Genomic DNA, 21,856 nt, shown 5'->3' on the forward strand with positions numbered 1-21,856 from the left:
GTCAGGCGGCCAGCCAGGCGTCCAGCGAGAGCTTCGTCCGGGGCCGGTAGACCAGCCAGGCCGCCAGCAGCAGGAACCCGGAGTCGCGCAGGATCTCCTGCAGGTACTCGGTCTGCGACTCGTCCACCGCGCCGCCGCCGCCGAAGCAGCCGCAGTCGATCGAGATGCCGCGCGCCCAGGCGGAGGAGATCCCGGCGATGAAGACCAGCAGCAGCACGCCCGAGACGATCGCCACGATCCTGGTCCCGAGGCCGAGCAGCAGCAGCAGGGCCAGCGCCAGCTCCAGGAACGGCAGGCCCCAGCCGACCGGCTTGACCAGCGACTCGGGCAGGATCTCGTACGCCCGCACCGCCTGGGCCGCCTCCGCCGGGTCGGCCACCTTCGCCAGCCCCGCCCAGCCCCAGACCAGCGCCAGGCCCAGCCGCACCGCCAGCCCGAACCACTCGGCCGCCGAGCCGTCCACCGCCCGGCGGATCCCGCTCACCCGGCCCCGGTCGGCCTGCTGACTGGCCATCAGTTCCCCCTCGGGCGCGTTCCACCGTTTCCTGCCTGATGAACCGTAGGGGATGGCGGGGGGTTCCTCCACATTGGCGAGTTAAGCCGTTTGAGCGACCTTAAACGGTCATACGTCCGATTTTCCGGATCATCGGGCCGGCGGGCTGCAGACCTGGTCGGCCTGCCGGCACAGCACCGCCCGCTCCGCCCCGCGGCGCGCCAACTCCCGTTCCACGCCCCCGCTTCCGGCCAGCGCGGCGGCCAGCGCCAGCCCCGCCGCCAGCGCCCGCAGCAGCACCGCCCTGTGAACCCGCGCCATCCGGATGCCCTTTCGCCGACGAACCACCGGAGGGTCCAACGGCTCCGGCGGGGACGGGAGTACCAGCACCCGCCGGTTTTTCACCCTCGCGGAGTAGGCGCGGAACGCAAAGGGCCGCCCGGGGAGCGGCAGTTGCTCCCCGGGCGGCCCTTCGCGCGCTGCGGTGCTACTTCCGGCGGACGCCCTGCGCCAGCTCGCCCGCGAGCGCCCGGACGGCGGCCGTGCCGTCCGCCAACTCCTCGGCGTCCAGCAGGCGCTGGACGAACGCCGAGCCGACGATCACGCCGTCCGCGAAGGCCGCGACCTCGGCGGCCTGGTCGGCGTTGGAGACGCCCAGGCCGACGCAGACCGGCAGCGCGGTGGTGGCGCGGGTGCGGGCCACCAGGTCCTCGGCCAGGTTGCCGACCGCGGCCCGGGTGCCGGTCACGCCCATCACGGCGGCCGCGTACACGAAGCCGGAGCCGGCCGCGGTGACCTCGGCCAGCCGGTGGTCCTTCGAGGACGGGGCGACCACGAACACGGTGTCCAGACCGTGCTCGGCCGCCGCCTTGCGCCACTCCTCGGACTCCTCCACCGGCAGGTCCGGCAGGATGCAGCCCGCTCCCCCGGCCGCGGCCAGGTCGGCGGCGAACCGGGCGGTGCCGTAGCGGTCCACCGGGTTCCAGTACGTCATCACCAGCACCGGCACGGCCGGGTGGGCCGCGGCGACCTCGGCGACGGTGCGCAGCACGTCCTTGATCTTCACGCCGCCGCGCAGCGCGATGTCGTCGGCGGTCTGGATGACCGCGCCGTCCAGCACCGGGTCCGAGTGCGGCAGGCCGACCTCGACGACGTCGCAGCCGCCCTCGATCAGCGCGTTGATCGCGGCGATGCCGCCGTCCACGGTCGGGAAGCCGGCCGGCAGGTAGCCGATCAGGGCCGCCCGGCCCTCCGCCTTCGCGGCGGCCAGCGCGGTGGTGAGCTTGGTGTCGGCCATGTCAGTTGGTCCCCTCGGCGTCGTAGAGGCCGAAGTACTCGGCAGCGGTGTGCATGTCCTTGTCGCCGCGGCCGGAGAGCGAGACCAGGATGGTCGCCTCCGGGCCGAGCTCGCGGCCGAGTTCGAGCGCGCCGGCCAGGGCGTGCGCGGACTCGATCGCCGGGATGATGCCCTCGGTGCGGGACAGCAGCCGCAGCGCCTCCATCGCCTGCGCGTCGGTCACCGGGCGGTACTCGGCCCGTCCGGTGTCCTTCAGCCAGGCGTGCTCCGGGCCGACGCCCGGGTAGTCCAGGCCGGCCGAGATCGAGTGCGACTCGATGGTCTGGCCGTCCTCGTCCTGCAGCACGTAGGTGCGCGAGCCGTGCAGCACGCCCGGGTCGCCCTTGGTCAGGGTGGCCGCGTGCTTGGGGGTCTCGGCGCCCTCGCCGGCCGCCTCGCAGCCGACCAGGCGCACGCCCGCGTCCGGGATGAACTCGTGGAAGATGCCCATCGCGTTGGAGCCGCCGCCGACGCAGGCCACCACCGCGTCCGGGAGCCTCCCGGTGCGGTCCAGCACCTGCTGCCGGGCCTCGACGCCGATGACCCGGTGGAAGTCGCGGACCATCATCGGGAACGGGTGCGGGCCCGCCACCGTGCCGAACAGGTAGTGGGTGGAGTCGACGTTGGCGACCCAGTCCCGGAACGCCTCGTTGATGGCGTCCTTCAGGGTCCGGCTGCCGGACTTCACCGGGACGACCTCGGCGCCCAGCATCCGCATCCGGGCCACGTTCAGCGCCTGGCGCTCGGTGTCGACCTCGCCCATGTAGACCGTGCAGTCGAAGCCGAACAGCGCGCAGGCGGTGGCGGTGGCCACGCCGTGCTGGCCGGCGCCGGTCTCGGCGATGATCCGGGTCTTGCCCATCCGCTTGGTCAGCAGCGCCTGGCCCAGCACGTTGTTGATCTTGTGCGAGCCGGTGTGGTTGAGGTCCTCGCGCTTGAGCAGGACCCGCGCCCCGCCGGCCTCCGCGGAGAACCGGTGGACGTCGGTCAGCGGGCTCGGCCGGCCGGTGTAGTCCTTGAGCAGGGCGTCCAGCTCGGCGGCGAACGCCGGGTCGTTCTTGGCCTTCTCGTACTCCTCGGCGACCTGCTCCACGGCGGCGACCAGCGCCTCCGGGATGAAGCGGCCGCCGTAGGCGCCGAAGTAACCGCGTGCGTCGGGCACCTGGGCGCCCGGAAGGTAGTGCTCGGACATGATCCGTCCTCGGATGAAGGATTGACGGCGTGGAAGGGGGAACCTGCGGCGAATCGTCAGCCGCGGGTGCCGCGCCATCGGCGTCCGGGGACCTGTCCGGGCTCGCAGCCGATCACGTACCGCACCCGCCGCCCCAGCGCCCGGCGCGCGGGCGCGCGGCAGCCGCGCGGGCGGCAGCCGGGGGCGAGACGGGTGGCGATCGACATGGCCGGGGCTCAGCCCCGCCCGTTGTTGCGCAGCGCCGGGTGCGCCCCGGCGGCGACCAGGTCGGCGACCGCGGCCTTCGGGTCCCGGCCGGTGACCAGGGACTCGCCGACCAGCACCGCGTCGGCGCCCTGGTTGGCGTAGGTGATCAGGTCGTGCGGCCCGCGCACGCCCGACTCGGCGACCTTGACGACGTGCGCCGGGATGGCGTCCACCACGTTGCCGAAGGTGTTCCGGTCGACCTCGAGGGTCTTCAGGTTGCGGGCGTTGACGCCGATGATCCGCGCGCCGGCGTCCACCGCGCGGGCGATCTCCTCCTCGTCGTGCACCTCGACCAGCGGGGTCAGCCCGATCGACTCGGCCCGCTCGATCAGCGAGACCAGGGCCGGCTGCTCCAGCGCGGCCACGATCAGCAGCGCCAGGTCCGCGCCGTGCGCGCGGGCCTCCCACAGCTGGTAGGCGGTGACGATGAAGTCCTTGCGCAGGATCGGGGTGGGCACCGCCGCGCGCACCGCGTCCAGGTCCGCCAGCGAACCGCCGAAGCGGCGCTGCTCGGTGAGCACGCTGATCGCGGCGGCCCCGCCGGCCGCGTAGTCGACCGCCAGCGCGGCCGGGTCGGCGATCGCCGCCAGCGCGCCCTTGGACGGGCTGGAGCGCTTGACCTCGCAGATCACCCGGACGCCGTCGCCGCGCAGCGCGGCCACGCCGTCCTTCGCCTCGGGCGCCTTCGCGGCGAGCTCCTTGAGCTCGTCCAGGGAGACCCGGGCCTGTCGCTCGGCGAGGTCCTGCCGGACCCCGTCGATGATCTCGTCGAGCACAGTCACGCGTGCGCCCCCATCGTGTTTCGGTGGTGAGGCCGGGGGCGTCGAGCGCGGTCCCGGCCCTTCGATGGTATCGGGCGCGGGGGGCGCACTCCGCATCCGACCGGCGCGCGTCTCGATCGGCGGACCGCCCGGCGGACACCGCGCGCGCCCGGCTCACACCGCCGGCGGCGCCAGCAGCGTCCCGACCGGCAGGTTCCGCACCACCGCGAACAGCAGCAGCACCAGGACCAGCACCCCCGCCTGCCGCCCGGTGACCCGCCACCCCCCGCCCGGCCGGCCGCGCACCGCCCGCACCGCCCAGCGCACCCAGAGCGCCAGCAGGACGAACGCCCCCACCGCCACCAGCAGGTTGTCGTGCCCGGCCGTCAGCACGTCGCCCCTGGTCAGCGCGTGCACGCAGCGCAGCCCCCCGCAGCCCGGGCACCACCAGCCGGTGGCCCGCAGGAACGGGCAGACCGGGTAGTGGCCGGGCGCGTTCGGGTCCACCAGCGCGACGAACCCGACCGGCAGCGCGACCGAGACCAGCGCCGCCAGCGGACGGACCAGACGGCGCGCCGGACCGGCGGCGGCGGACGGGGCGGCGGGAGCGTTCACGGGCACGATTGTGCCCCCGCCGCACCCCCGGACGGCCCCACCCCGGCCCGCGAAACGCCGAACGGCGGGCCCGTGGCCCGCCGTCCGCTCCGTGCTGCTTCCGCTCTCGCCCTACCGGCACTCAGCCCGCGGTGACCGCGCTGCGCTCCTCGGCGCCGATCGGGGCGAAGTTCTTGCTGGGCTGCTTGCCCATGCCCGCCATCGACATGGCCTTGCCGACCACGCCGCCGATCAGGACCACGGCGAGGCCCGCGATGACCAGCACGACGTTCGGCATGATCATCGCGACACCCGCGACGCAGAAGCCGACGAAGGAAATGACCACGCCGGTCCACGCGGCGGGGGTGTGGCCGTGCGCTGCTGCAGCCATCTTGTTGGTGCTCCTTGTTTCTCCGGGGCCCGGTCGGGCGGCCCTGGGACGGCGCTCGACGGGTTGACGCCTCCATTGTGCCGGGCCGAACACGGCACACCCAAGCCGGGGCGTGCGTGGTGCCGCGCACACTGCGCCGCAGGCGGTCAGCCGGTCGGGTCCTCGCCCCGGTCCAGCGCCTTCCACAGGTCCGCCGGGCCGGCCGCCTTCCCCGTGGCCGCCTTCCGGGTCGGCGCCTCGTACCGGGAGCCCATGGCCGGCCAGCCGCTGCCGAACCGCGCCGTCAGCGCCCCCGCCGCCACCAGCAGCACCCCGCCCGCCAGCGCCACCCACGGCCACGCCGTCCGGGTGATCTCCTCGGCCCGGCCGCTGGACAGCGCCAGCTGACCGGCCGCGACGGCGTGCAGCCCGGCGGTGTCGGTGTACCCGATCACCGCCCCGACGACCGCCCCCACCCCCGCCAGCACCGTCAGCGCCCCCACCAGCACCCGGGTCCGGCCGCGCACCGCGAACACCGCGACCGCCGCCGCCATCGCCACCAGCGCCATCCCGGTCGGCAACTGCGTCAGCTTGCTCCCGCTCGCCTGCACCGCGATCCGGCTGCCGCCCATCCCCGGCGCCACCCCCTCCGCCCAGGTCCGCCCCACCGCCGTCAGCACCAGCACGGCGCCCAGCGCGGTCAGCAACAGCATCAGCCCCAACGTGCCACGGGAGCCACGGGCCTTCGGGGAAGCAGAGGTCTCACTCACCCCCCCAGTGTCCCCGACCTCACCCCACCCCCACCCACCACCCCTCCAGCCCGGCCCGACCGGTCCCGAACAGCACCGAAGGCGCCGGGCCCGCGGCCTCCGGCCCAGCGATCCGCACTTCCTCCCCGGCCCAGCCTGGCTGGCCCCAGCCCACCGGAGGCACCACACCCCCACCCGCCGACCCCCGGCCCGGCCGACGGCCTCCGGCCCGACGATCCGCGGTTTCTCCCCAACACAGCCGAACCGACCCCAGCCCGCCAGAAGCACACATCCCCCACCCGGCCGACCCCCGGCCCGACCGACGGCCTCCGGCCCGGCCGAGCCCGAGCAGCGCCGAAGGCCCGGGACGCCAGAGGTCCCGGGCCTGCGGCCTCCGGCCTGGCAATCCGCGCTTCCTCCCCGGCACAGCCTGGCTGGCCCCAGCCCACCGGAGGCACCACACCCCCACCCGCCGACCCCCGGCCCGGCCGACGGCCTCCGGCCCGACGATCCGCGGTTTCTCCCCGACACAGCCCAACCGACCCCGGCCCGCCGGAGGCACGCATCCCCGGGCCCGGCCGAGCCCGAGCAGCCCCGGAGGCCCGGGACACCGGAGGCGCCGGGCCTGCGGCCTCCGGCCCGGCGATCTGCGGTTCCTCCCCGACACAGCCGAACCGACCCCGGCCCGCCGGAGGCACCACACCCCCGCCCACCGGCCCCCGGCCCGGCCGAGCCGCTGTTCCCCTCCCCCGCCTGCGGCTCGGCCCGGCCGGGCCCCCGGCTCAGCGGAGGGTGTTGGCCGTGGCGACGGCGCGCAGGACCGCGGCTGCCTTGTTGCGGCACTCGGTGTCCTCCGCGTGCGGGTCGGAGTCGGCGACCACGCCCGCGCCCGCCTGGACGTACGCGGTCTCGTCGCGGATCACCGCGGTGCGGATGGCGATCGCCGTGTCGGAGTCGCCCGCGAAGTCCAGGTAGCCGACGCAGCCGCCGTACAGGCCGCGGCGGGTGGGTTCGAGCTCCTCGATGATCTGCATGGCGCGCGGCTTGGGCGCGCCGGAGAGGGTGCCGGCCGGGAAGCAGGCGGTGAGCACGTCGAACGCGCTGCGGCCCTCGGCGACCTTGCCGGTGACGGTGGAGACGATGTGCATGACGTGGCTGTAGCGCTCGACGGTCATGAACTCCACCACCTCGACCGAGCCCGGCGCACAGACCCGGCCCAGGTCGTTGCGGCCCAGGTCGACCAGCATCAGGTGCTCGGCCCGCTCCTTGGGGTCGGCGAGCAGCTCGGCGGCCAGCTCGGCGTCCTCGTGCGGGGTGGCGCCGCGGTGCCGGGTGCCGGCGATCGGGTGCAGCATCGCCTCGCCGCCGGCCACCTTGACCAGCGCCTCCGGGCTGGAGCCGACCACGTCGAAGCCGCCCTCGGCGCCGCCGTCCGGCCCGGGGAAGCGGAACAGGTACATGTACGGGCTGGGGTTGGTGGTGCGCAGCACCCGGTAGACGTCGAGGGCGGAGGCCGGGCAGGGCGCCTCGAAGCGCTGCGAGGGGACGACCTGGAACGCCTCGCCGGCCCGGATCCGCTCCTTCACCACGTCGACGGCCTTGCGGTACGGCTCGCCGCCGAACGGCGAGTGCGCGTCGACCGCGGTCGGGGTGTAGGTGGCGAGGCCGGGGTCGACGGGGCGGCGCAGGTCGGCCTCCATCGCGTCGAGGCGGGCGACGGCGTCCGCGTGCGCCTCGTCGACGCCGGTGGCCAGGTCGTTGTGGTTGACCGCGTTGGCGATCAGCAGCACGGTGCCGTCGGCGTGGTCGAGGACGGCCAGGTCGGTGGCGAGCAGCAGGGTCAGCTCGGGGAGCTTGAGGTCGTCGGGGGTGAGGTCCGGGAGCTTCTCCAGGCGGCGCACCACGTCGTAGCCGAGGTAGCCGACCAGGCCGCCGGTGAGCGGCGGCAGGCCGTCGTCCGGGTGCCGGGGGGTGTGCAGGGCGGCCAGGGTGGCGCGCAGCACCTCCAGCGGGTCGCCGGTGGTGGGGATGCCGACCGGGGGCTCGCCGAGCCAGCGGGCGCCGCCGTCCTCGCCGACGGTCAGGACGGCGCCGGAGCGGACCCCGACGAAGGAGTACCGGGCCCAACTGCGGCCCTGCTCGGCGGACTCCAGCAGGAAGGTGCCGGGGCGCTCGGCGGCGAGGCTGCGGTACACGCCGATCGGGGTGAGGCCGTCCGCCAGGAGCCTGCGGGTGACCGGGATGACCCGGGTGTCGGCGGCGAGCGTGCGGAAAGCCTCAAGTTCCATGGGACACCGATCGGCTGGGAGGGGCGGGCTGGTCGGGGGACAGGCTACTGGGCGAGCGGCAGCACGTCGGCGTCGAAGCAGGTCCGGTCGCCGGTGTGGCAGGCCGCGCCGACCTGGTCGACCTTGACCAGCAGGGTGTCGCCGTCGCAGTCCAGCGCGACCTGCTTGACGTGCTGGACGTGGCCCGAGGTGTCGCCCTTCACCCAGTACTCGCTGCGGCTGCGGCTCCAGTACGTGCAGCGGCCGGTGGTCAGGGTGCGGTGCAGCGCCTCGTCGTCCATCCAGCCGAGCATCAGCACCTCGCCGGTGTCGTACTGCTGGGCGACGGCGGGCAGCAGGCCGTCCGGGGTGCGCTTGAGGCGGGCGGCGATCGCCGGGTCCAGGGCGGTGCTGCCGGGGGCGGCGGGAGTGGTCGACATACTCCCATTCTGGCAGGCCCGAACAGGCTGCCGGACCGCCTTCCGGGGTGCGGTCGGAATTGCTTCCCCCACCGGGTAGCCTGCTCCCCGCGGAAAACCGAACCGCATGGGGAAATGGGGGATTTGTCGAATGAGCGCCTATCACCAGCAACCGCTTCCGGCGGTCGCTTACGGGGATTACCGGCTCCAGCGAACCGCAGGTGAGCACCTGTATCCGGGCGAGCCGATGATCGGCACGTGGGCGGTCGAACTGGACCGCCTCCTGCCGCTCTGGTGGGACCGCGACACCGTGCGCGCCGCCGGTTTCGCTCCTCTCGTCTGGGCGATGAACTTCTGCAAATCCGTCTGGCGCGGCCTGTGGCTCTACTTCCTGCCGCGCTGGTTCGTCGACATCTTCGGACCGAGCGCCTACGGCCGCCGCCCCTACGGCCTCTCGCTGACCCGGCGCGCCTACCGGGCGCTGCGCCGCCCGCTGCACGGCGGCTCCTGGCACGCCCCCGAGGGCTCCACCGCCCGGCTGTTCTGGCGGGCGGTGCGCACCACCGCGGGCGAGAAGCTCAAGGCCGACCACGACCTGTTCACCCTGCTGCTCACCGACCGCCGGCTGCTGGTGCTCAGCCGCTGGACCGCCCGCCAGGCCGACGACCACTACCGGGCCACCCCGCTGCTCGAACTGCCCGCCGGCAGCTGGTGGCTGCGCCCGGACACCCCGAACGACGTGTGGGCCCAGCGGCAGGACCTGCTGTTCGCGGACGGCTCCTGGCTGGCGCTGGCCTTCGACGGCGAGAGCGACCTGCAGGCGTTCCGCGCCGCGGCGGCGGGGCGCTGACCGCCCGGAGCCCGGCTCCGACGAGCCGGGCTCCGGCGGGCCGGTCAGCCGAACGCGGTCTGGATCCGCGAGCGGTCCACCCGGTAGGGCGTCGGCTCCTGGTTCAGACCGATGTCGTTCAGCAGCTCCTGCTCGACGGCGTTCTTGTTGACGTCGCTCTTCAGGCCCTCCTCGGCGACGCCCAGCGCCGACTTCCCGGCCGCCTTGAGGTTCCCCTTGAGGGTGCCGTCGCCGATCTGGACGCCCGAGCGGTCGTCCTGGTCGATGCCCAGCCCCTCCTTGATCTTGTCCTGGGCCCAGGCCCCGGCCTTCTCGGTGACCTTCTGGTCGATCTTCTGGGCGATCTTGGCGGCCTTGCTGGTGCCCTCCTCCAGCTTCCGGACGTCGTTGAAGGCCGTCTCGACCTTCTTCATCTTCTCCATGACCTTGGCGATGTCACCGAGCTTCCGGGTCGCCTTGACCGCCTTGCCCATCTCCTGGAGCGCCTTCAGCAGCTCCTCCAGGGCCTTGGCCAGCTTGGTGGAGACCTGCGCCACCCGGGCGACGAAGACGCCGATCTCGGCCTCGTCGATCAGCGCGCCGACCACCGCGGCCGCGCCGAAGGTGACCAGCGAGAGCACCGCCTCCGCGGCCAGCGAGGCGATCAGCGCCTCGATCGCCTCGGTGATGATCTCGATCACCAGGCCCTCGGCCATCGCGCACTCCTGCGCCGCCGAGTTGATGATCTGCGCGGTCTGCATCATCTCCTCGGCGGTCTGGTCGAGCGCGTCCGCCACGTTGCCCATGTGGCCGCCGAAGGCGTCGCTCGCCGACCCCTGCCAGCTCTCCGCCACCGGCGCCACGCCCGACCGCAGCTCCGCCGCCACCGAGCGCACCGCGCCCGCCTGGGCCTGCCACTCCATGGTGGCCGCGTTCAGCTCCGCCAGGTTGCCGGTGACCTTCTCCAGCATGTCCAGCAGGCCGGACTCCTCCAGCGCCCACTCGACCGCCTGGTCCAGCGCCCCGCCCAGGCCGCCGCGCGACTTGTGCTCGGCCTCCGGCAGGTCCTGGATGGAACGCTCGATCTGCGCGTGGGCCCAGGCGTACGCGTCGCTCTGCCGGCCCGGCGCGCCGTAACCCGGCATCGACCCGTACGCGGGCATCGTGCTCGCCCCGCCGTACCCGCCGCCGATCCCGCCCGTCCCGTACCCGGGGGCCGGGGCCGGCAGCGTGGTGACGCCCTCGCGGGCCCGCTGCTGCTGCTCGGCCTGGGCCTGCCGGATCGCCTCGATCGCCGGCCCGGCGATCCCGGTGGCCATCGGGGCGTCCCCCGCGGACTCCCCGGCCGGCTCACCACCCGCCGGCTCCTCGCCGGAGCCGAACAGCTTGCCGCCGAGGTAGTCGCCGGCCTTGCCGCCGAGGCTGCCCGCCGCGCTGCTGACGGCGTTGCTCCCGGCATCCTTGAGCATGCCGCTGAACCAGGACTGCCGCGGGTCGGCCGGCGCCCCGTCCTCGCCGCCGTCCCCCGCCGCCCCGGTCCCGCCGGTCCGCTGCCCCCCGGGACGGATCTGCCCCGGGTCCCCCACGTGCGGCGCCGTCCCGGTGCTGCGGCCGGGCGCGGGCGCGGGCGCCGTGGTGGTCTGCCGCGGCCGGTTGCCGACCTCGGACGGGTTGCTCACCCGCTGGTGCGAGTCGTTCCGCTTCCCGGACGAGCCGCCCGAACCGCCGCTCTTGCCCTTGCCGGACGAAGTCCCGCTCACGCCTGGCCCCCGCTCATGGTGCCCACGACGTACTCCTCGTGGTCCGTGTAGTTGCGCGACACCCCGGCCAGCCCCTGCGAACTGCCGTTCACCGCACTGCCGAGCATCCCGACGTTCTCGCGGCTGGCACCAGCGTGCTCCTGGAACGCCGACGCCAGGTGCTGGGCGTTCGGCAGGTGCCCGAAGGCGTCCGAGGAGATGGTGATCGCGGCGGTGGCCTCGGCGATCCGGTTCAGCTGCTCGGCCTGCTCGGCAAGCAGTGACGAGTACCGGTCGAGCGCACTGGGCTCGACCTGAAACCCGCTGTCCCCCATGACAGTTGCCTTTCTCGTACATCCCTGTGACAGACGGGTCATCGTACTGATCAGCATGCAAAGGATGAGCAAACTGATGCCCGAAAAGGACTGACGTGACAGCTGTTGTGCCCTCAGAATGGCCTTGGATCCAGGGGGGTTGGCATGAACGGACGACAGAAGGCGTTTCTCGCGGTCCTGGTGGCCGCACTCGTCGCGGCCGGGGCGATCGCCCTGTGGCCCGCCCCGAACAAACCCGCCGCCGCACCCCCACCCCCACCACCAGCCCGCCCCCACCCCCGCCCCCAGCCCGTCGAAGACCTACCCGTACCCCTTCTACCCGCCGGGCACCTGCCTGTTGATGCCCTGGATCAGCGGGGTGAAGGACAGCACCGTCACCCCGTGCGACCAGCCGCACGACGCCGAGACCACCGCCAACGTGGTGATGCCCGAGGGCCTGGCCGACGACCGGGGGATGAACAAGGCCCTGCTGGAGCTCTGCGCGCCGTCGTTCCATGCGGTGCAGCAGCAGAAGAACGGCACCGACCTGTACAACAACAGCCCGATCGTCCCGCTGACCAAGTACTACCAGCAGGGCTACCGGGATGTCAGCTGCACCGTGACCGTCAGCAACCAGCAGCCGGACCGCAAGATGACCGCCCCGCTCCACTAGCCGTCCCGCCCCGTACGCTGGGCGCATGGTGAGTCTTGCGCAGGGCGAGCGGGCCCGGTTGAGTCGGTTGTTGGCGGCGGCGGGGCCGGAGGGGCCGACGTTGTGCGAGGGGTGGGTGGCGCGGGACTTGGCGGCGCACCTGGTGGTGCGGGAGGGGCGGCCGGACGCGGCGGCGGGGATCCGGGTGGGGGCGCTGGCGGGGTGGACGGAGCGGGTGCAGGGGAAGGTCGCGGGGCGGGGGTACGAGGGGCTGGTGAAGTCGTTCCGGTCGGGGCCGCCGGCCTTCTCGCCGTTCAACCTGCCGGGGGTCGACGGGGCGGCGAACCTGGTGGAGTTCTTCGTGCACGCGGAGGACGTCCGCCGGGCGGTGCCGTTCGAACCGGAGCCGGTGGGGCCGGAGTTGGCGGAGGCGCTGTGGAAGCGGGTGCCGATGGTGGCCCGGTTCGGTGACGCGAAGGCGCCGGTCTCGCTGCGGCTGGTGCACCCGGACGGCCGGGAGGTGACGGTGCGTCGGCGGGGGACGCCGGTGGTGACGGTGAGCGGGGAGCCGGGCGAGCTGGTGCTGTTCCTGTACGGGCGGGGCGCGCGGGCCACGGTGGTGGCGGAGGGCGCGCCGGAGGCGGTGGAGACGCTGGCGCACGTGCTGCCGCTGCCGGAGCCGGGGGCCTGACGGCGCGTCGGTCCGTTTTGTCCGGTCGGTGTGCCAGCCTGGCCGTGGCCCGACGGGCCGTCCCCCCGTCCTTCGCACCTTCAGGAGCGCGCGCCATGGTGAGCACCGACTTCCGGCCCGGTTCGCCGAACTGGCTCGGTCTGGGCAGTCCGGACCTCGCCGAGTCCGAGTCGTTCTACGGCTCGGTGTTCGGCTGGACCCTGGACCCGGCCGGCCCGAACGGCTACGCGTTCTTCCGCAGCGGCGGACGGACGGTGGCGGGGGTGGGCGCGCTGACCGAGGCGGAGGCGCTGCCCGCCTGGACGGTGTACTTCGCGGCGGCGGACGCGCACGGCACCGCGGCGGCGGTGCGGCGCGCGGGCGGGACGGTGCGCGTCCCGCCGTCGGAGGTGCCCGGCGAGGGCTGGTTCGCGCAGCTGTCGGACCCGGCGGGCGGCCGGTTCGCGGTCTGGCAGGCCGGCGGGACGGCCGGGCTGGAGGCGGCGGGCGGGCCGGGCGCGCTGTGCTGGGCCGAGCTGCACACCTCGGACGTCCCGGGGTCGCTGCGGTTCTACCAGGGCCTGTTCGGCTGGCGGACCAGGGACTCGGTGGTGCCGGGGGCCGAGTACACGGTGCTGCGACCGGCGGACGGCGGGGCGGACTTCGGCGGTGTCGCGGGCGTGCACCCGCGGGTGGACGTGGGCTGGCTGGCGCACTTCGCGGTGCCGGACGCGCTGCTGGCCACCGATGAGGTGCGCCGGCTGGGCGGGAGCGTGCTGGTGCCGCCGGAGCGGGTGCCGACGGTGGGCCGGATCGCGGTGCTGGCGGACCCGTTCGGCGCCCAGTTCGCGCTGCTGGAGCCGGAACCCCGCCGGTAGCGCACCCGCGGGGTTCCGGAGCGGCCGTCAGCGGACGGGGTGCCCGGTGACCCGGAGTTCGTCCTTGACCTGGCCGATGGTCAGGTCGCCGAAGTGGAAGACGCTGGCGGCGAGGACGGCGTCGGCCCCGGCGTCGACCGCGGGGGCGAAGTCGGCGAGCTTGCCGGCGCCGCCGGAGGCGATCACCGGGATGGAGACGGCCTTGCGGGCGGCCCGGATCATCTCCAGGTCGTAGCCGTCCTTGGTGCCGTCGGCGTCCATCGAGTTGAGCAGGATCTCGCCGGCGCCGAGCTCGGCGGCGCGCACCGCCCACTCGATCGCGTCGATGCCGGTGCCGCGGCGGCCGCCGTGGGTGGTGACCTCGAAGCCGGAGGCGGTCTCGGTGCCCTCGGGGCAGCGCCGGGCGTCGACCGAGAGGACGAGCACCTGGCGGCCGAAGCGCTGGGCGATCTCGCGGACGAGTTCGGGGCGGGCGATGGCGGCGGTGTTGACGCCGACCTTGTCGGCGCCGGCCCGCAGCAGCTTGTCGACGTCCTCGACGGCGCGGACGCCGCCGCCGACGGTGAGCGGGATGAAGACCTGCTCGGCGGTGCGGCGGACCACGTCGTAGGTGGTCTCCCGGGAGCCGGAGGAGGCGGTGATGTCGAGGAAGGTCAACTCGTCGGCGCCCTGGGCGTCGTAGAGCTTGGCGAGCTCGACCGGGTCCCCGGCGTCGCGCAGGTTCTGGAAGTTGACGCCCTTGACGACGCGTCCGGCGTCCACGTCCAGGCAGGGGATGACGCGTACTGCGAGTGTCACGGCTGGGTGCCTTCCAAAGTGCGGGCCAGGCCGGGCCGGTGGGCCTCGACCTCGACCTCGACCATCATCCGGGAGTCGGTCAGGCCCTGGACGACCACCATGGTGGTGACCGGGCGGACTCCGGCGAAGAGTTCCTTGTGCGCGCGGCCGACCTCGTCGCAGTCCCGGACGTGGGTGAGGTACATCCGGGTGCGGACCACGTCGGCGGCGGTGAGTCCGTAGCCGTCGAGCGCGTCGAGGGCCGTCCGGAAGGCGGCCAGCGTCTGCTCGTACGGGTCGCCCTCGACGACGGCGTCGACGTCGTCGTAGGCGGTGCAGCCCGCGACCAGGACGAAGTCCCCGGCCACCACCGCCCGGGCGAATCCGTACTGGTCCTCGTAGGGGGACTGTCGGGACGGGCGGGCGGTGGTGGTGGCCGGGGTTTCGTCGGTCATCGGGACACAGCCTCCAGGGCCTCTTCGAGGGTGAACTTCTGCTCGTAGAGCGCCTTCCCCACGATCGAGCCCTCGACGCCCTCCGGTACCAGGGTGGCGATGGCACGCAGGTCGTCGAGCGACGACACGCCGCCGGAGGCGACGACGGGCCGGTCGGTGGCGGCGCAGACGTCGCGCAGCAACTGGAGGTTGGGGCCGGTCAGGGTGCCGTCGCGGTTGACGTCGGTGACCACGTAGCGGGCGCAGCCCTCCGCGTCGAGGCGGGCCAGCACGTCGTAGAGCTGGCCGCCGTCGCGGGTCCAGCCGCGGCCGCGCAGGGTGGTGCCGACCACGTCGAGGCCGACGGCGATCTGGTCGCCGTGCTCGGCGATGACCTTGGCGACCCACTCGGGGGACTCCAGGGCGGCGGTGCCGAGGTTGACCCGGGTGCAGCCGGTGGCGAGGGCCGCGGCGAGCGACTCGTCGTCGCGGATGCCGCCGGACAGCTCGACCTTGATGTCGAGACGGCCGGTGACCTCGCGGAGCAGCTCGCGGTTGCTGCCGGTGCCGAAGGCGGCGTCCAGGTCGACCAGGTGCAGCCACTCGGCGCCGGCGCTCTGCCAGGCGAGGGCGGCGGCGAGCGGCTCGCCGAAGGAGGTCTCGGTGCCGGAGGCGCCCTTGACCAGGCGGACCGCCTGGCCGTCGCGGACGTCGACGGCGGGCAGCAGTTCGAGGCGGTTGGTCATGTTCTGAAGGACTCTCAGTCTTCGGAGGGACGTCAGAGGGTGTCGACCCAGTTGGTCAGCAGGGCGGCGCCGGCGTCGCCGGACTTCTCGGGGTGGAACTGGGTGGCCCACAGCGGGCCGTTCTCCACGGCGGCGACGAACGGCTGCCCGTGGGTGGCCCAGATGACCTTGGGGGCGCGGATCTTCTCGGAGTGCGTCTCCAGCACCCAGTGCCGCACCCCGTAGGAGTGCACGAAGTAGAACCGGGTGTCGGCGTCCATCCCGGCGAACATCCGGGTGCCCTCGGGGGCGTCGACGGTGTTCCAGCCCATGTGCGGGACGATCGGCGCGTCCAGCGGCTCGACCACCCCGGGCCACTCGTCGCAGCCGGCGGTCTCCACGCCGTGCTCGACGCCCTTCTCGAACAGGATCTGCATGCCGACGCAGATGCCGAGCACCGGGCGGCCGCCGGCCAGCCGGCGCCCGATGACCTGCTCGCCGCGGACGGCCTTCAGGCCGCGCATGCACGCCTCGAAGGCGCCGACGCCGGGCACCAGCAGGCCGTCGGCGTCCAGCGCCTCCTGGAAGTCGGAGGTGACGGTGACGGTGGCGCCGGTGCGCTCGACGGCGCGCTGGGCGGAGCGCAGGTTGCCGGACCCGTAGTCCAGCACCACGACGTTCTTGGACATCTCGCGGTCTCCTAGTAGCGCATGATGCCGGCGGCCAGGCACATGGCCGAGGCGAAGCCGAGGACGAGGATGACGCTCTTGGGCTTCTCCTGCTTCCAGAACGACCAGACGCCCGCCGCGAAGAAGAGGCCGAGGAAGATCAGCACCGAGGCCATCAGAGCGCGCCCTTGGTGGAGGGCAGGATGCCCGCGGCGCGCGGGTCGCGCTCGGAGGCGTAGCGCAGCGCCCGGGCCAGCGCCTTGAACTGGCACTCGACGATGTGGTGCGCGTTGCGGCCGTACGGCACGTGCACGTGCAGGGCGACCTGGGCCTGGGCGACGAAGGACTCCAGGATGTGCCGGGTCATCGTGGTGTCGTACGCGCCGATCATCGGGGCGATGTTCTCGGGCTCGGTGTGCACCAGGTACGGGCGGCCGGAGAGGTCGACGGTGACCTGGGCGAGCGACTCGTCCAGCGGGACGGTGCAGTTGCCGAACCGGTAGATGCCGACCTTGTCGCCGAGCGCCTGCTTGAAGGCGGCGCCGAGCGCGAGGGCGGTGTCCTCGATGGTGTGGTGGGTGTCGATGTGCAGGTCGCCCTCGGTCTTGACGGTGAGGTCGAAGAGGCCGTGGCGGCCGAGCTGGTCGAGCATGTGGTCGTAGAACCCGACGCCCGTGGAGACGTCCGTCTTGCCGGTTCCGTCGAGGTCGATCTCGACCAGGACGGAGGTCTCCTTGGTGGTGCGTTCGACGCGGCCGATGCGGGACATGCGGTTACAGCTCCTTGCTCACGGTGGCGACGGCGGTCAGGAAGGCGTCGTTCTCGGCGGGGGTGCCGGCGGTGACGCGCAGCCATCCGGGAACGCCGTTGTCGCGGATCAGCACGCCCTGGTCGAGGATCGCCTGCCACACCGCACGGGTGTCGGCGAAGCGGCCGAACTGGATGAAGTTGGCGTCGGACTCGGTGACCTCGAAGCCCAGTTCGCGCAGCCCGAGGACGACCCGGTCGCGCTCGGACTTCAGCCGGTCGACGTAGCCGAGCAGGGTGCCGGTGTGCTCCAGGCAGGCCAGCGCGGTGGCCTGGGTGACGGCCGACAGGTGGTAGGGCAGCCGGACCAGCTGGACCGCGTCGACCACGGCCGGGTCGGCGGCCAGGTAGCCGAGCCGCAGGCCGGCCGCGCCGAACGCCTTGGACATGGTGCGGCTGATCACCAGGTTCGGGCGGCCGTCCAGCAGCGGCAGCAGCGAGGCGCGGTGCGAGAACTCGACGTACGCCTCGTCGACGACCACCATGCTCGGCCCGGCGGCCTGCGCGGCCTCGTACAGGGCGAGCACGGTGTCGGCCTCGACGGCGGTGCCGGTCGGGTTGTTCGGCGAGCAGACGAACACCACGTCGGGGCGCAGCTCGGCGATCGCCGCGCGGGCCGCGTCCACGTCGATGGTGAAGTCCTCGTTGCGCGGGCCGGAGACCCAGCCGGTGCCGGTGCCGCGGGCGATCAGGGCGTGCATCGAGTACGAGGGCTCGAAGCCGATCGCGGTGCGGCCGGGCCCGCCGAAGGTCTGGAGGAGCTGCTGGAGCACCTCGTTGGAGCCGTTGGCGGCCCAGACCTGGTCCTTGGTCACGCCGAAGCCGGTGGTGTCGCTCAGGTAAGCCGCCAGGCCGGTGCGCAGCTCGACCGCGTCCCGGTCCGGGTAGCGGTTGAGGTGGCGGGCCGCCTCGGCGACCCGCTCGGCGATCCGGGCCACCAGCGGCTCGGGCAGCGGGTACGGGTTCTCGTTGGTGTTGAGCTGGACGGGCACGTCCAACTGCGGTGCGCCGTACGGGGACTGGCCGCGCAGCTCGTCCCGGATGGGCAGGTCGTCGATCTTCGTCACGCGCCGGGTACCGTCCAGTCGAATCGGGCTTTGACAGCGTCGCCGTGGCCGGGCAGGTCCTCGGCCGCGGACAGGTTGACCACGTGCGCGGCGATCCCGGCCAGCGCCTCGCGGTCGTACTCGACGACCTGGACGCCGCGCAGGAAGGTCTGCACGGACAGGCCCGAGGAGTGGCAGGCGCAGCCGCCGGTGGGCAGCACGTGGTTGGAGCCGGCCGCGTAGTCGCCCAGCGAGACCGGGGTGTAGCGGCCGAGGAAGATCGCGCCCGCGTTGCGGACCCGCTCGGAGACGGCGTGCGGCTCGGCGGTCTGGATCTCCAGGTGCTCGGCGGCGTAGGCGTTGACCACGGCGAGGCCCTGCTCCAGGTCGTCGACCAGGATGATCCCGGACTGCGGGCCGCCGAGCGCCTCCGCGACCCGCTCGGAGTGCTTGGTGCGGGCGACCTGCGTCTTGAGCTCGGCCTCGACGGCGTCGGCCAGCAGCGGCGAGGCGGTGACCAGCACGGAGCCGGAGGTCGGGCCGTGCTCGGCCTGGCTGATCAGGTCGGCGGCGACCTCCGCGGCGTCCGCGGTGTCGTCGGCGAGGACCATGATCTCGGTCGGGCCGGCCTCCGAGTCGATGCCGATCCGGCCCGCGAACAGGCGCTTGGCGGCGGCAACGTAGATGTTGCCGGGGCCGGTGACCAGGTTGACGGGCGCGCACTCCTCGGTGCCGAGCGCGAACATCGCCACCGCCTGGGCGCCGCCGACCGCGTACACCTCGTCGACGCCGAGCAGCGCGCAGGCGGCCAGGATCGCCGGGTGGACGCGCCCGCCGAACGCCTTCTGCGGCGGCGAGGAGACCGCGATGCCGGCCACCCCGGCCTCCTGGGCGGGCACCACGTTCATCACCACGGAGGACGGGTACACGGCGAGGCCGCCGGGCACGTACAGGCCGACCCGGTCGACCGGCACCCAGCGCTGGGTGACGGTGCCGCCGGGCACCACCTGCGTGGTGTGCCCGACCCGGCGCTGGTCGGAGTGGACGGCGCGGGCCCGGCGGATCGACTCCTCCAGCGCGGCGCGGACCTCCGGGTCCAGCTGCTCCAGCGCCTCGGCGATCTGCTCGGCCGGGACGCGGGTGGACTCCAGCCGGACGCCGTCGAAGCGCTCGGTGATCTCGATCAGCGCCGCGACCCCGCGATGGCGCACGTCCTCGGCGATCGGCCGCACCTTCTCCAGGGCGGCTTCGACGTCGAACTCGGCACGGGGCAGCACGTCGCGCGGGTCCGTGGAGGAGCCGCGGAGGTCGATTCGAGAGATCACAGGCCCAAGTGTAAGGAGTGGCGAAAACCGGCAGCCCGGCATTTCAGTCCGTGATACGAAGGGTGAGACGAGACCAAGATCATCGGGGGGCGCGGTGGAGCAGGCACCGGACGACTGGACCGACACCGAACGGGGCCTGTGGGAGGCCTTCCGGCACGGCGAGGTGTACGACCTGCGGGCCGGGAGCGGCCCCGCCGACCTCCTGCTGCCCGCCCCCGCCGGGCACACCACCCGTCCGGGCGACGAGGAGCACGGCCCGGACGACCCGTTCGCCGCCGGGGAGTGGGGCCCCGATCGGACGGTCCGCGCCGAGGCGATCGCCCGGCTGCTGCTGCACGGCCCCGCCGCCGCGCCCGGCAAGGTCGCCGCGCTCAAGCTCATCGGCGCCCGCGTCACCGGCGAGTTCACCCTGGCCGGCGGCCGGATCGGCTGCTACGTCGAGTTCCAGCTCTGCCGCTTCGACCGCAAGCTGCTGCTCTCCGAGGCCACCGCCGGCACCCTGCGGATCGTCTCCTGCGCCCTCCCCCGGCTGGAGGCGTCCCGGCTGGCCAGCGAGGGCGACGTGCACCTCGCCCGCTGCGGGATACCCGGCGGCGTCCGGCTCACCGACGCCCGGATCGGCACCGACCTGCTGCTCAACCAGTCCGCCGTCGGCCCCGACGCGTACGGGCGGGCGGTGTCCGCCGACGGGATCTCCATCAACCAGGACTGCGAGGCCGAACGCCTCGACCTGCTCGGCGAGTTGAGCCTGCGCTCGGCTCGGATCGGCGGCCGGCTCTCGCTCCGCGGCGGCTCGCTGCGGGCCGCCGGACCGGACAACCCGAACGCGATCAACGCGGCCCGGATCACCGTCGGCCACACCCTGTACCTGTCCGGCTCCGAGGACGCCAACTGGACCGGCTCGCGGACCGTCTACGGCTCCGGCTACGGCGGGTCCACGGCCGCCGCCCCCTACCGGGACACCACCCACACCCCGTTCCGCTCCTGGGGCCGGATCCGGCTCTCCGACGGCCGCTTCGAGAACGCCGTCCTGATCACCAACGCCGAGTTCCACCTCGGCGAGGGCGAGGAGCTCGCGCTCAGCCGGATCCAGACCCCCGAACTCCGCTTCACCTGTGACACCCCGCCCACCGGCGCCGTCAGCCTCAACCGGGCCCGGATCGGCAACCTGGTCGACGCCCCCGCCGCCTGGCCCACCGAGCACCACGTCTCGCTCACCGGCTTCAGCTACGAGTCGCTCCGCCCCACCGAGCCCTTCCCGCTGGAGCGCCGGATCGCCTGGGTCGACTCCGGCCGGGAGTTCCGCCCCGAGGCGTACGAGCAGCTCGCCGCCGCCCTGCGCCGCGACGGCGCCGACGAGGACGCCCGCACCGTCCTGTACGCCAAGCAGCGCCGCCGCCGGCGCACCCTGCCGCTGCCCGGCCGGATCTGGGGCCACCTCCAGGACGCCGCCGTCGGCTACGGCTACCGCCCCGGCCGGGCCGCCGCCTGGCTGGTGCTGGCCTGGGCGCTGGGCACCGCGTACTTCGCCGCGCACCGGCCCGCCCCGATCAAGGCCGACGAGCACGTGGTGTGGAACCCCGCTCTGTACGCGGCCGGGAAGGTCCTCCCGCTGATCGACCTCGGCCAGAACGGCTGGGACCCGGGCCCCACCGGCCAGTGGGTCGCCACCGCCCTGGTGCTGACCGGCTGGGTGCTCGCCACCACCGCCGTCGCGGGCGTCACCCGGCTGCTCCAGCGCGGCTGACGCCGGCCGCCGCCGCGCCGTCCGGCGACAAACTGCGGCGCGGCGGCGGCCCGCCGCCAACTACGCTGTCCGCCGTGACTGATCGGCTCCCGCTCTTCCCGCTGAACACGGTTCTGTACCCGGGCCTGGTGCTGCCCCTGCACGTCTTCGAGGAGCGCTACCGCCGCCTGGTCGCCGACCTGCTCGAACAGCCCGAGGACGAGCCCCGGCGGTTCGGCGTGGTCGCCATCAAGGACGGCCGGGAGACCGCACCGGTCCGCGAGCACGAGGGCCCGGCCGGCCCGCTGGACGGCCTCGGCGCCCCCGGCGGCGACCCGCTGGACGCCCTGCACGCGGTCGGCTGCGTCGCCGACGTCGCCTCCGTCCGGGAGCAGCCCGAGGGCCGCTACGAACTCCTCGTCACCGGCACCACCCGGTTCCGGCTGCGCGCCCTGGACGCCACCGGCCCCTACCTGGTCGGCGAGGTCTCGGTGCTCGCCGAGGAGCCCGGCGAGGGCTCCGGCGCGCTCGCGGCCGGCGTCGAACGCGCCTTCCGCACCTACCAGAAGCGGCTGGCCGGGGCCCGCGAGGCCACCCTCAGCGGCGAAGCCGACCTCCCCGACGACCCGCAGGTGCTCTCCTACCTGGTCGCCGCCGCCACCTCGCTGTCCACCAAGGACAAGCAGGAACTCCTCGCCTGCCCCGACACCGCCCAGCGCCTGACCCGCGAACTCGCCCTGCTCCGGCACGAGAGCGCGGTCCTGGCGAAACTTCCCTCGCTGCCCGCCGCCGACCTCACCCGCCAGGCGTTCAGCCCCAACTGAAGACCCTGGAGGAGC

General features: G+C 73.9%; 27 protein-coding genes. 6 read left to right on the forward strand and 21 right to left on the reverse strand.

The genetic code is table 11. The features are described 5' to 3' along the window. Nucleotide 1: 1 nt before the first annotated feature. The 11 genes from OU787_RS07305 to hisI all read right to left on the reverse strand — a co-directional run bounded on the left by OU787_RS07305 (nucleotide 2) and on the right by hisI (nucleotide 8,448). Entirely contained in the window at nucleotides 2-514 is a 513-nt protein-coding gene (locus tag OU787_RS07305; protein WP_030460098.1) for a MauE/DoxX family redox-associated membrane protein, read from the reverse strand. A 129-nt stretch (nucleotides 515-643) separates the two neighbouring features. Then, nucleotides 644-814, reverse strand: coding sequence for a hypothetical protein (locus OU787_RS07310; RefSeq protein WP_157852330.1), 171 nt, complete (start codon nucleotides 812-814; stop codon nucleotides 644-646). A 166-nt stretch (nucleotides 815-980) separates the two neighbouring features. Beyond that, nucleotides 981-1,790, reverse strand: coding sequence for a tryptophan synthase subunit alpha (gene trpA / locus OU787_RS07315; RefSeq protein ID WP_030460099.1), 810 nt, complete (start codon nucleotides 1,788-1,790; stop codon nucleotides 981-983). Between the two features lies 1 nt (nucleotide 1,791). After that, complete coding sequence (trpB, locus tag OU787_RS07320) at nucleotides 1,792-3,024, reverse strand: tryptophan synthase subunit beta (protein ID WP_030460100.1); 1,233 nt, start codon at nucleotides 3,022-3,024, stop codon at nucleotides 1,792-1,794. 53 nt (nucleotides 3,025-3,077) lie between these two features. After that, on the reverse strand, nucleotides 3,078-3,227 hold the full coding sequence (gene trpM, locus OU787_RS07325) for a tryptophan biosynthesis modulator TrpM (RefSeq protein WP_198544994.1): 150 nt from the start codon (nucleotides 3,225-3,227) through the stop codon (nucleotides 3,078-3,080). Nucleotides 3,228-3,236: 9 nt separating this feature from the next. Next, nucleotides 3,237-4,049, reverse strand: a complete 813-nt coding sequence (gene trpC / locus OU787_RS07330) for an indole-3-glycerol phosphate synthase TrpC (protein ID WP_030460101.1) — start codon at nucleotides 4,047-4,049, stop codon at nucleotides 3,237-3,239. Between the two features lie 153 nt (nucleotides 4,050-4,202). Beyond that, a complete protein-coding gene (locus OU787_RS07335; RefSeq protein WP_030460102.1) occupies nucleotides 4,203-4,643 on the reverse strand; it encodes a DUF2752 domain-containing protein in 441 nt (146 codons plus the stop codon). 121 nt (nucleotides 4,644-4,764) lie between these two features. Then, nucleotides 4,765-5,013 (reverse strand): HGxxPAAW family protein, encoded by a 249-nt coding sequence (locus OU787_RS07340; protein WP_030460103.1) that lies wholly within the window; start codon nucleotides 5,011-5,013, stop codon nucleotides 4,765-4,767. Nucleotides 5,014-5,159: 146 nt separating this feature from the next. Continuing rightward, a complete protein-coding gene (locus tag OU787_RS07345; RefSeq protein WP_051816928.1) occupies nucleotides 5,160-5,705 on the reverse strand; it encodes a TIGR02234 family membrane protein in 546 nt (181 codons plus the stop codon). Nucleotides 5,706-6,523: 818 nt separating this feature from the next. Then, entirely contained in the window at nucleotides 6,524-8,029 is a 1,506-nt protein-coding gene (locus tag OU787_RS07350; RefSeq protein WP_030464596.1) for an anthranilate synthase component I, read from the reverse strand. A gap of 44 nt (nucleotides 8,030-8,073) precedes the next feature. Beyond that, entirely contained in the window at nucleotides 8,074-8,448 is a 375-nt protein-coding gene (gene hisI / locus OU787_RS07355; protein WP_030464595.1) for a phosphoribosyl-AMP cyclohydrolase, read from the reverse strand. A 226-nt stretch (nucleotides 8,449-8,674) separates the two neighbouring features. On the opposite strand from hisI, the gene OU787_RS07360 reads away from it, so the two are divergent. Next, nucleotides 8,675-9,277, forward strand: a complete 603-nt coding sequence (locus OU787_RS07360; protein ID WP_030464594.1) for a hypothetical protein — start codon at nucleotides 8,675-8,677, stop codon at nucleotides 9,275-9,277. Nucleotides 9,278-9,321: 44 nt separating this feature from the next. Here the strand turns inward: OU787_RS07360 and OU787_RS07365 are convergent, their stop codons facing one another. Beyond that, entirely contained in the window at nucleotides 9,322-11,016 is a 1,695-nt protein-coding gene (locus OU787_RS07365) for a WXG100 family type VII secretion target (protein WP_030464593.1), read from the reverse strand. Further along, nucleotides 11,013-11,330 (reverse strand): hypothetical protein, encoded by a 318-nt coding sequence (locus OU787_RS07370; protein ID WP_030464592.1) that lies wholly within the window; start codon nucleotides 11,328-11,330, stop codon nucleotides 11,013-11,015. The genes OU787_RS07365 and OU787_RS07370 overlap by 4 nt, the downstream gene beginning before the upstream one ends. Before the next feature lie 337 nt (nucleotides 11,331-11,667). On the opposite strand from OU787_RS07370, the gene OU787_RS07375 reads away from it, so the two are divergent. The 3 genes from OU787_RS07375 (at nucleotide 11,668) to OU787_RS07385 (ending at nucleotide 13,509) form a co-directional block, all read left to right on the forward strand. Continuing rightward, on the forward strand, nucleotides 11,668-11,982 hold the full coding sequence (locus OU787_RS07375) for a hypothetical protein (protein ID WP_268658888.1): 315 nt from the start codon (nucleotides 11,668-11,670) through the stop codon (nucleotides 11,980-11,982). 25 nt (nucleotides 11,983-12,007) lie between these two features. After that, nucleotides 12,008-12,652, forward strand: a complete 645-nt coding sequence (locus OU787_RS07380; protein ID WP_030463803.1) for a TIGR03085 family metal-binding protein — start codon at nucleotides 12,008-12,010, stop codon at nucleotides 12,650-12,652. 95 nt (nucleotides 12,653-12,747) lie between these two features. Then, nucleotides 12,748-13,509 (forward strand): VOC family protein, encoded by a 762-nt coding sequence (locus OU787_RS07385; RefSeq protein WP_030463804.1) that lies wholly within the window; start codon nucleotides 12,748-12,750, stop codon nucleotides 13,507-13,509. A gap of 27 nt (nucleotides 13,510-13,536) precedes the next feature. Here OU787_RS07385 and hisF read toward each other — a convergent pair whose 3' ends face one another. The 8 genes from hisF to hisD are packed head-to-tail and all read right to left on the reverse strand — an operon-like array spanning nucleotide 13,537 to nucleotide 19,291. Further along, nucleotides 13,537-14,307, reverse strand: coding sequence for an imidazole glycerol phosphate synthase subunit HisF (gene hisF / locus OU787_RS07390; RefSeq protein WP_030463805.1), 771 nt, complete (start codon nucleotides 14,305-14,307; stop codon nucleotides 13,537-13,539). Beyond that, the gene (locus tag OU787_RS07395; protein ID WP_051817946.1) at nucleotides 14,304-14,741 is read right to left on the reverse strand and encodes a RidA family protein; all 438 of its coding nucleotides are present in this window, start codon (nucleotides 14,739-14,741) and stop codon (nucleotides 14,304-14,306) included. Before OU787_RS07395 ends, hisF begins: the two co-directional genes overlap by 4 nt. Further along, nucleotides 14,738-15,466: a bifunctional 1-(5-phosphoribosyl)-5-((5-phosphoribosylamino)methylideneamino)imidazole-4-carboxamide isomerase/phosphoribosylanthranilate isomerase PriA gene (gene priA / locus OU787_RS07400; protein WP_030463807.1), complete on the reverse strand. Its 729-nt coding sequence runs from the start codon at nucleotides 15,464-15,466 to the stop codon at nucleotides 14,738-14,740. The genes OU787_RS07395 and priA overlap by 4 nt, the downstream gene beginning before the upstream one ends. A gap of 32 nt (nucleotides 15,467-15,498) precedes the next feature. After that, nucleotides 15,499-16,134 (reverse strand): imidazole glycerol phosphate synthase subunit HisH, encoded by a 636-nt coding sequence (hisH, locus tag OU787_RS07405; protein ID WP_030463808.1) that lies wholly within the window; start codon nucleotides 16,132-16,134, stop codon nucleotides 15,499-15,501. Nucleotides 16,135-16,145: 11 nt separating this feature from the next. Next, on the reverse strand, nucleotides 16,146-16,289 hold the full coding sequence (locus OU787_RS07410) for a hypothetical protein (RefSeq protein WP_030463809.1): 144 nt from the start codon (nucleotides 16,287-16,289) through the stop codon (nucleotides 16,146-16,148). Then, nucleotides 16,289-16,882, reverse strand: a complete 594-nt coding sequence (hisB, locus tag OU787_RS07415; protein WP_030463810.1) for an imidazoleglycerol-phosphate dehydratase HisB — start codon at nucleotides 16,880-16,882, stop codon at nucleotides 16,289-16,291. The genes OU787_RS07410 and hisB overlap by 1 nt, the downstream gene beginning before the upstream one ends. 4 nt (nucleotides 16,883-16,886) lie before the next feature. Continuing rightward, on the reverse strand, nucleotides 16,887-17,987 hold the full coding sequence (locus tag OU787_RS07420) for a histidinol-phosphate transaminase (protein ID WP_030463811.1): 1,101 nt from the start codon (nucleotides 17,985-17,987) through the stop codon (nucleotides 16,887-16,889). Then, nucleotides 17,984-19,291, reverse strand: a complete 1,308-nt coding sequence (gene hisD / locus OU787_RS07425) for a histidinol dehydrogenase (RefSeq protein ID WP_030463812.1) — start codon at nucleotides 19,289-19,291, stop codon at nucleotides 17,984-17,986. Before hisD ends, OU787_RS07420 begins: the two co-directional genes overlap by 4 nt. A gap of 94 nt (nucleotides 19,292-19,385) precedes the next feature. Between hisD and OU787_RS07430 the strand changes: the two genes are divergently transcribed. Together OU787_RS07430 and OU787_RS07435 are read left to right on the forward strand one after the other, a co-directional pair. Beyond that, nucleotides 19,386-21,038 (forward strand): hypothetical protein, encoded by a 1,653-nt coding sequence (locus OU787_RS07430; protein ID WP_030463813.1) that lies wholly within the window; start codon nucleotides 19,386-19,388, stop codon nucleotides 21,036-21,038. Nucleotides 21,039-21,112: 74 nt separating this feature from the next. Beyond that, nucleotides 21,113-21,841: an LON peptidase substrate-binding domain-containing protein gene (locus tag OU787_RS07435; protein ID WP_030463814.1), complete on the forward strand. Its 729-nt coding sequence runs from the start codon at nucleotides 21,113-21,115 to the stop codon at nucleotides 21,839-21,841. The last annotated feature ends 15 nt before the right edge of the window (nucleotides 21,842-21,856 follow it).

The organism is Kitasatospora sp. YST-16 (assembly GCF_026802215.1).
In the GTDB taxonomy this organism is placed as follows: Bacteria; Actinomycetota; Actinomycetes; order Streptomycetales; family Streptomycetaceae; genus Kitasatospora; species Kitasatospora cineracea.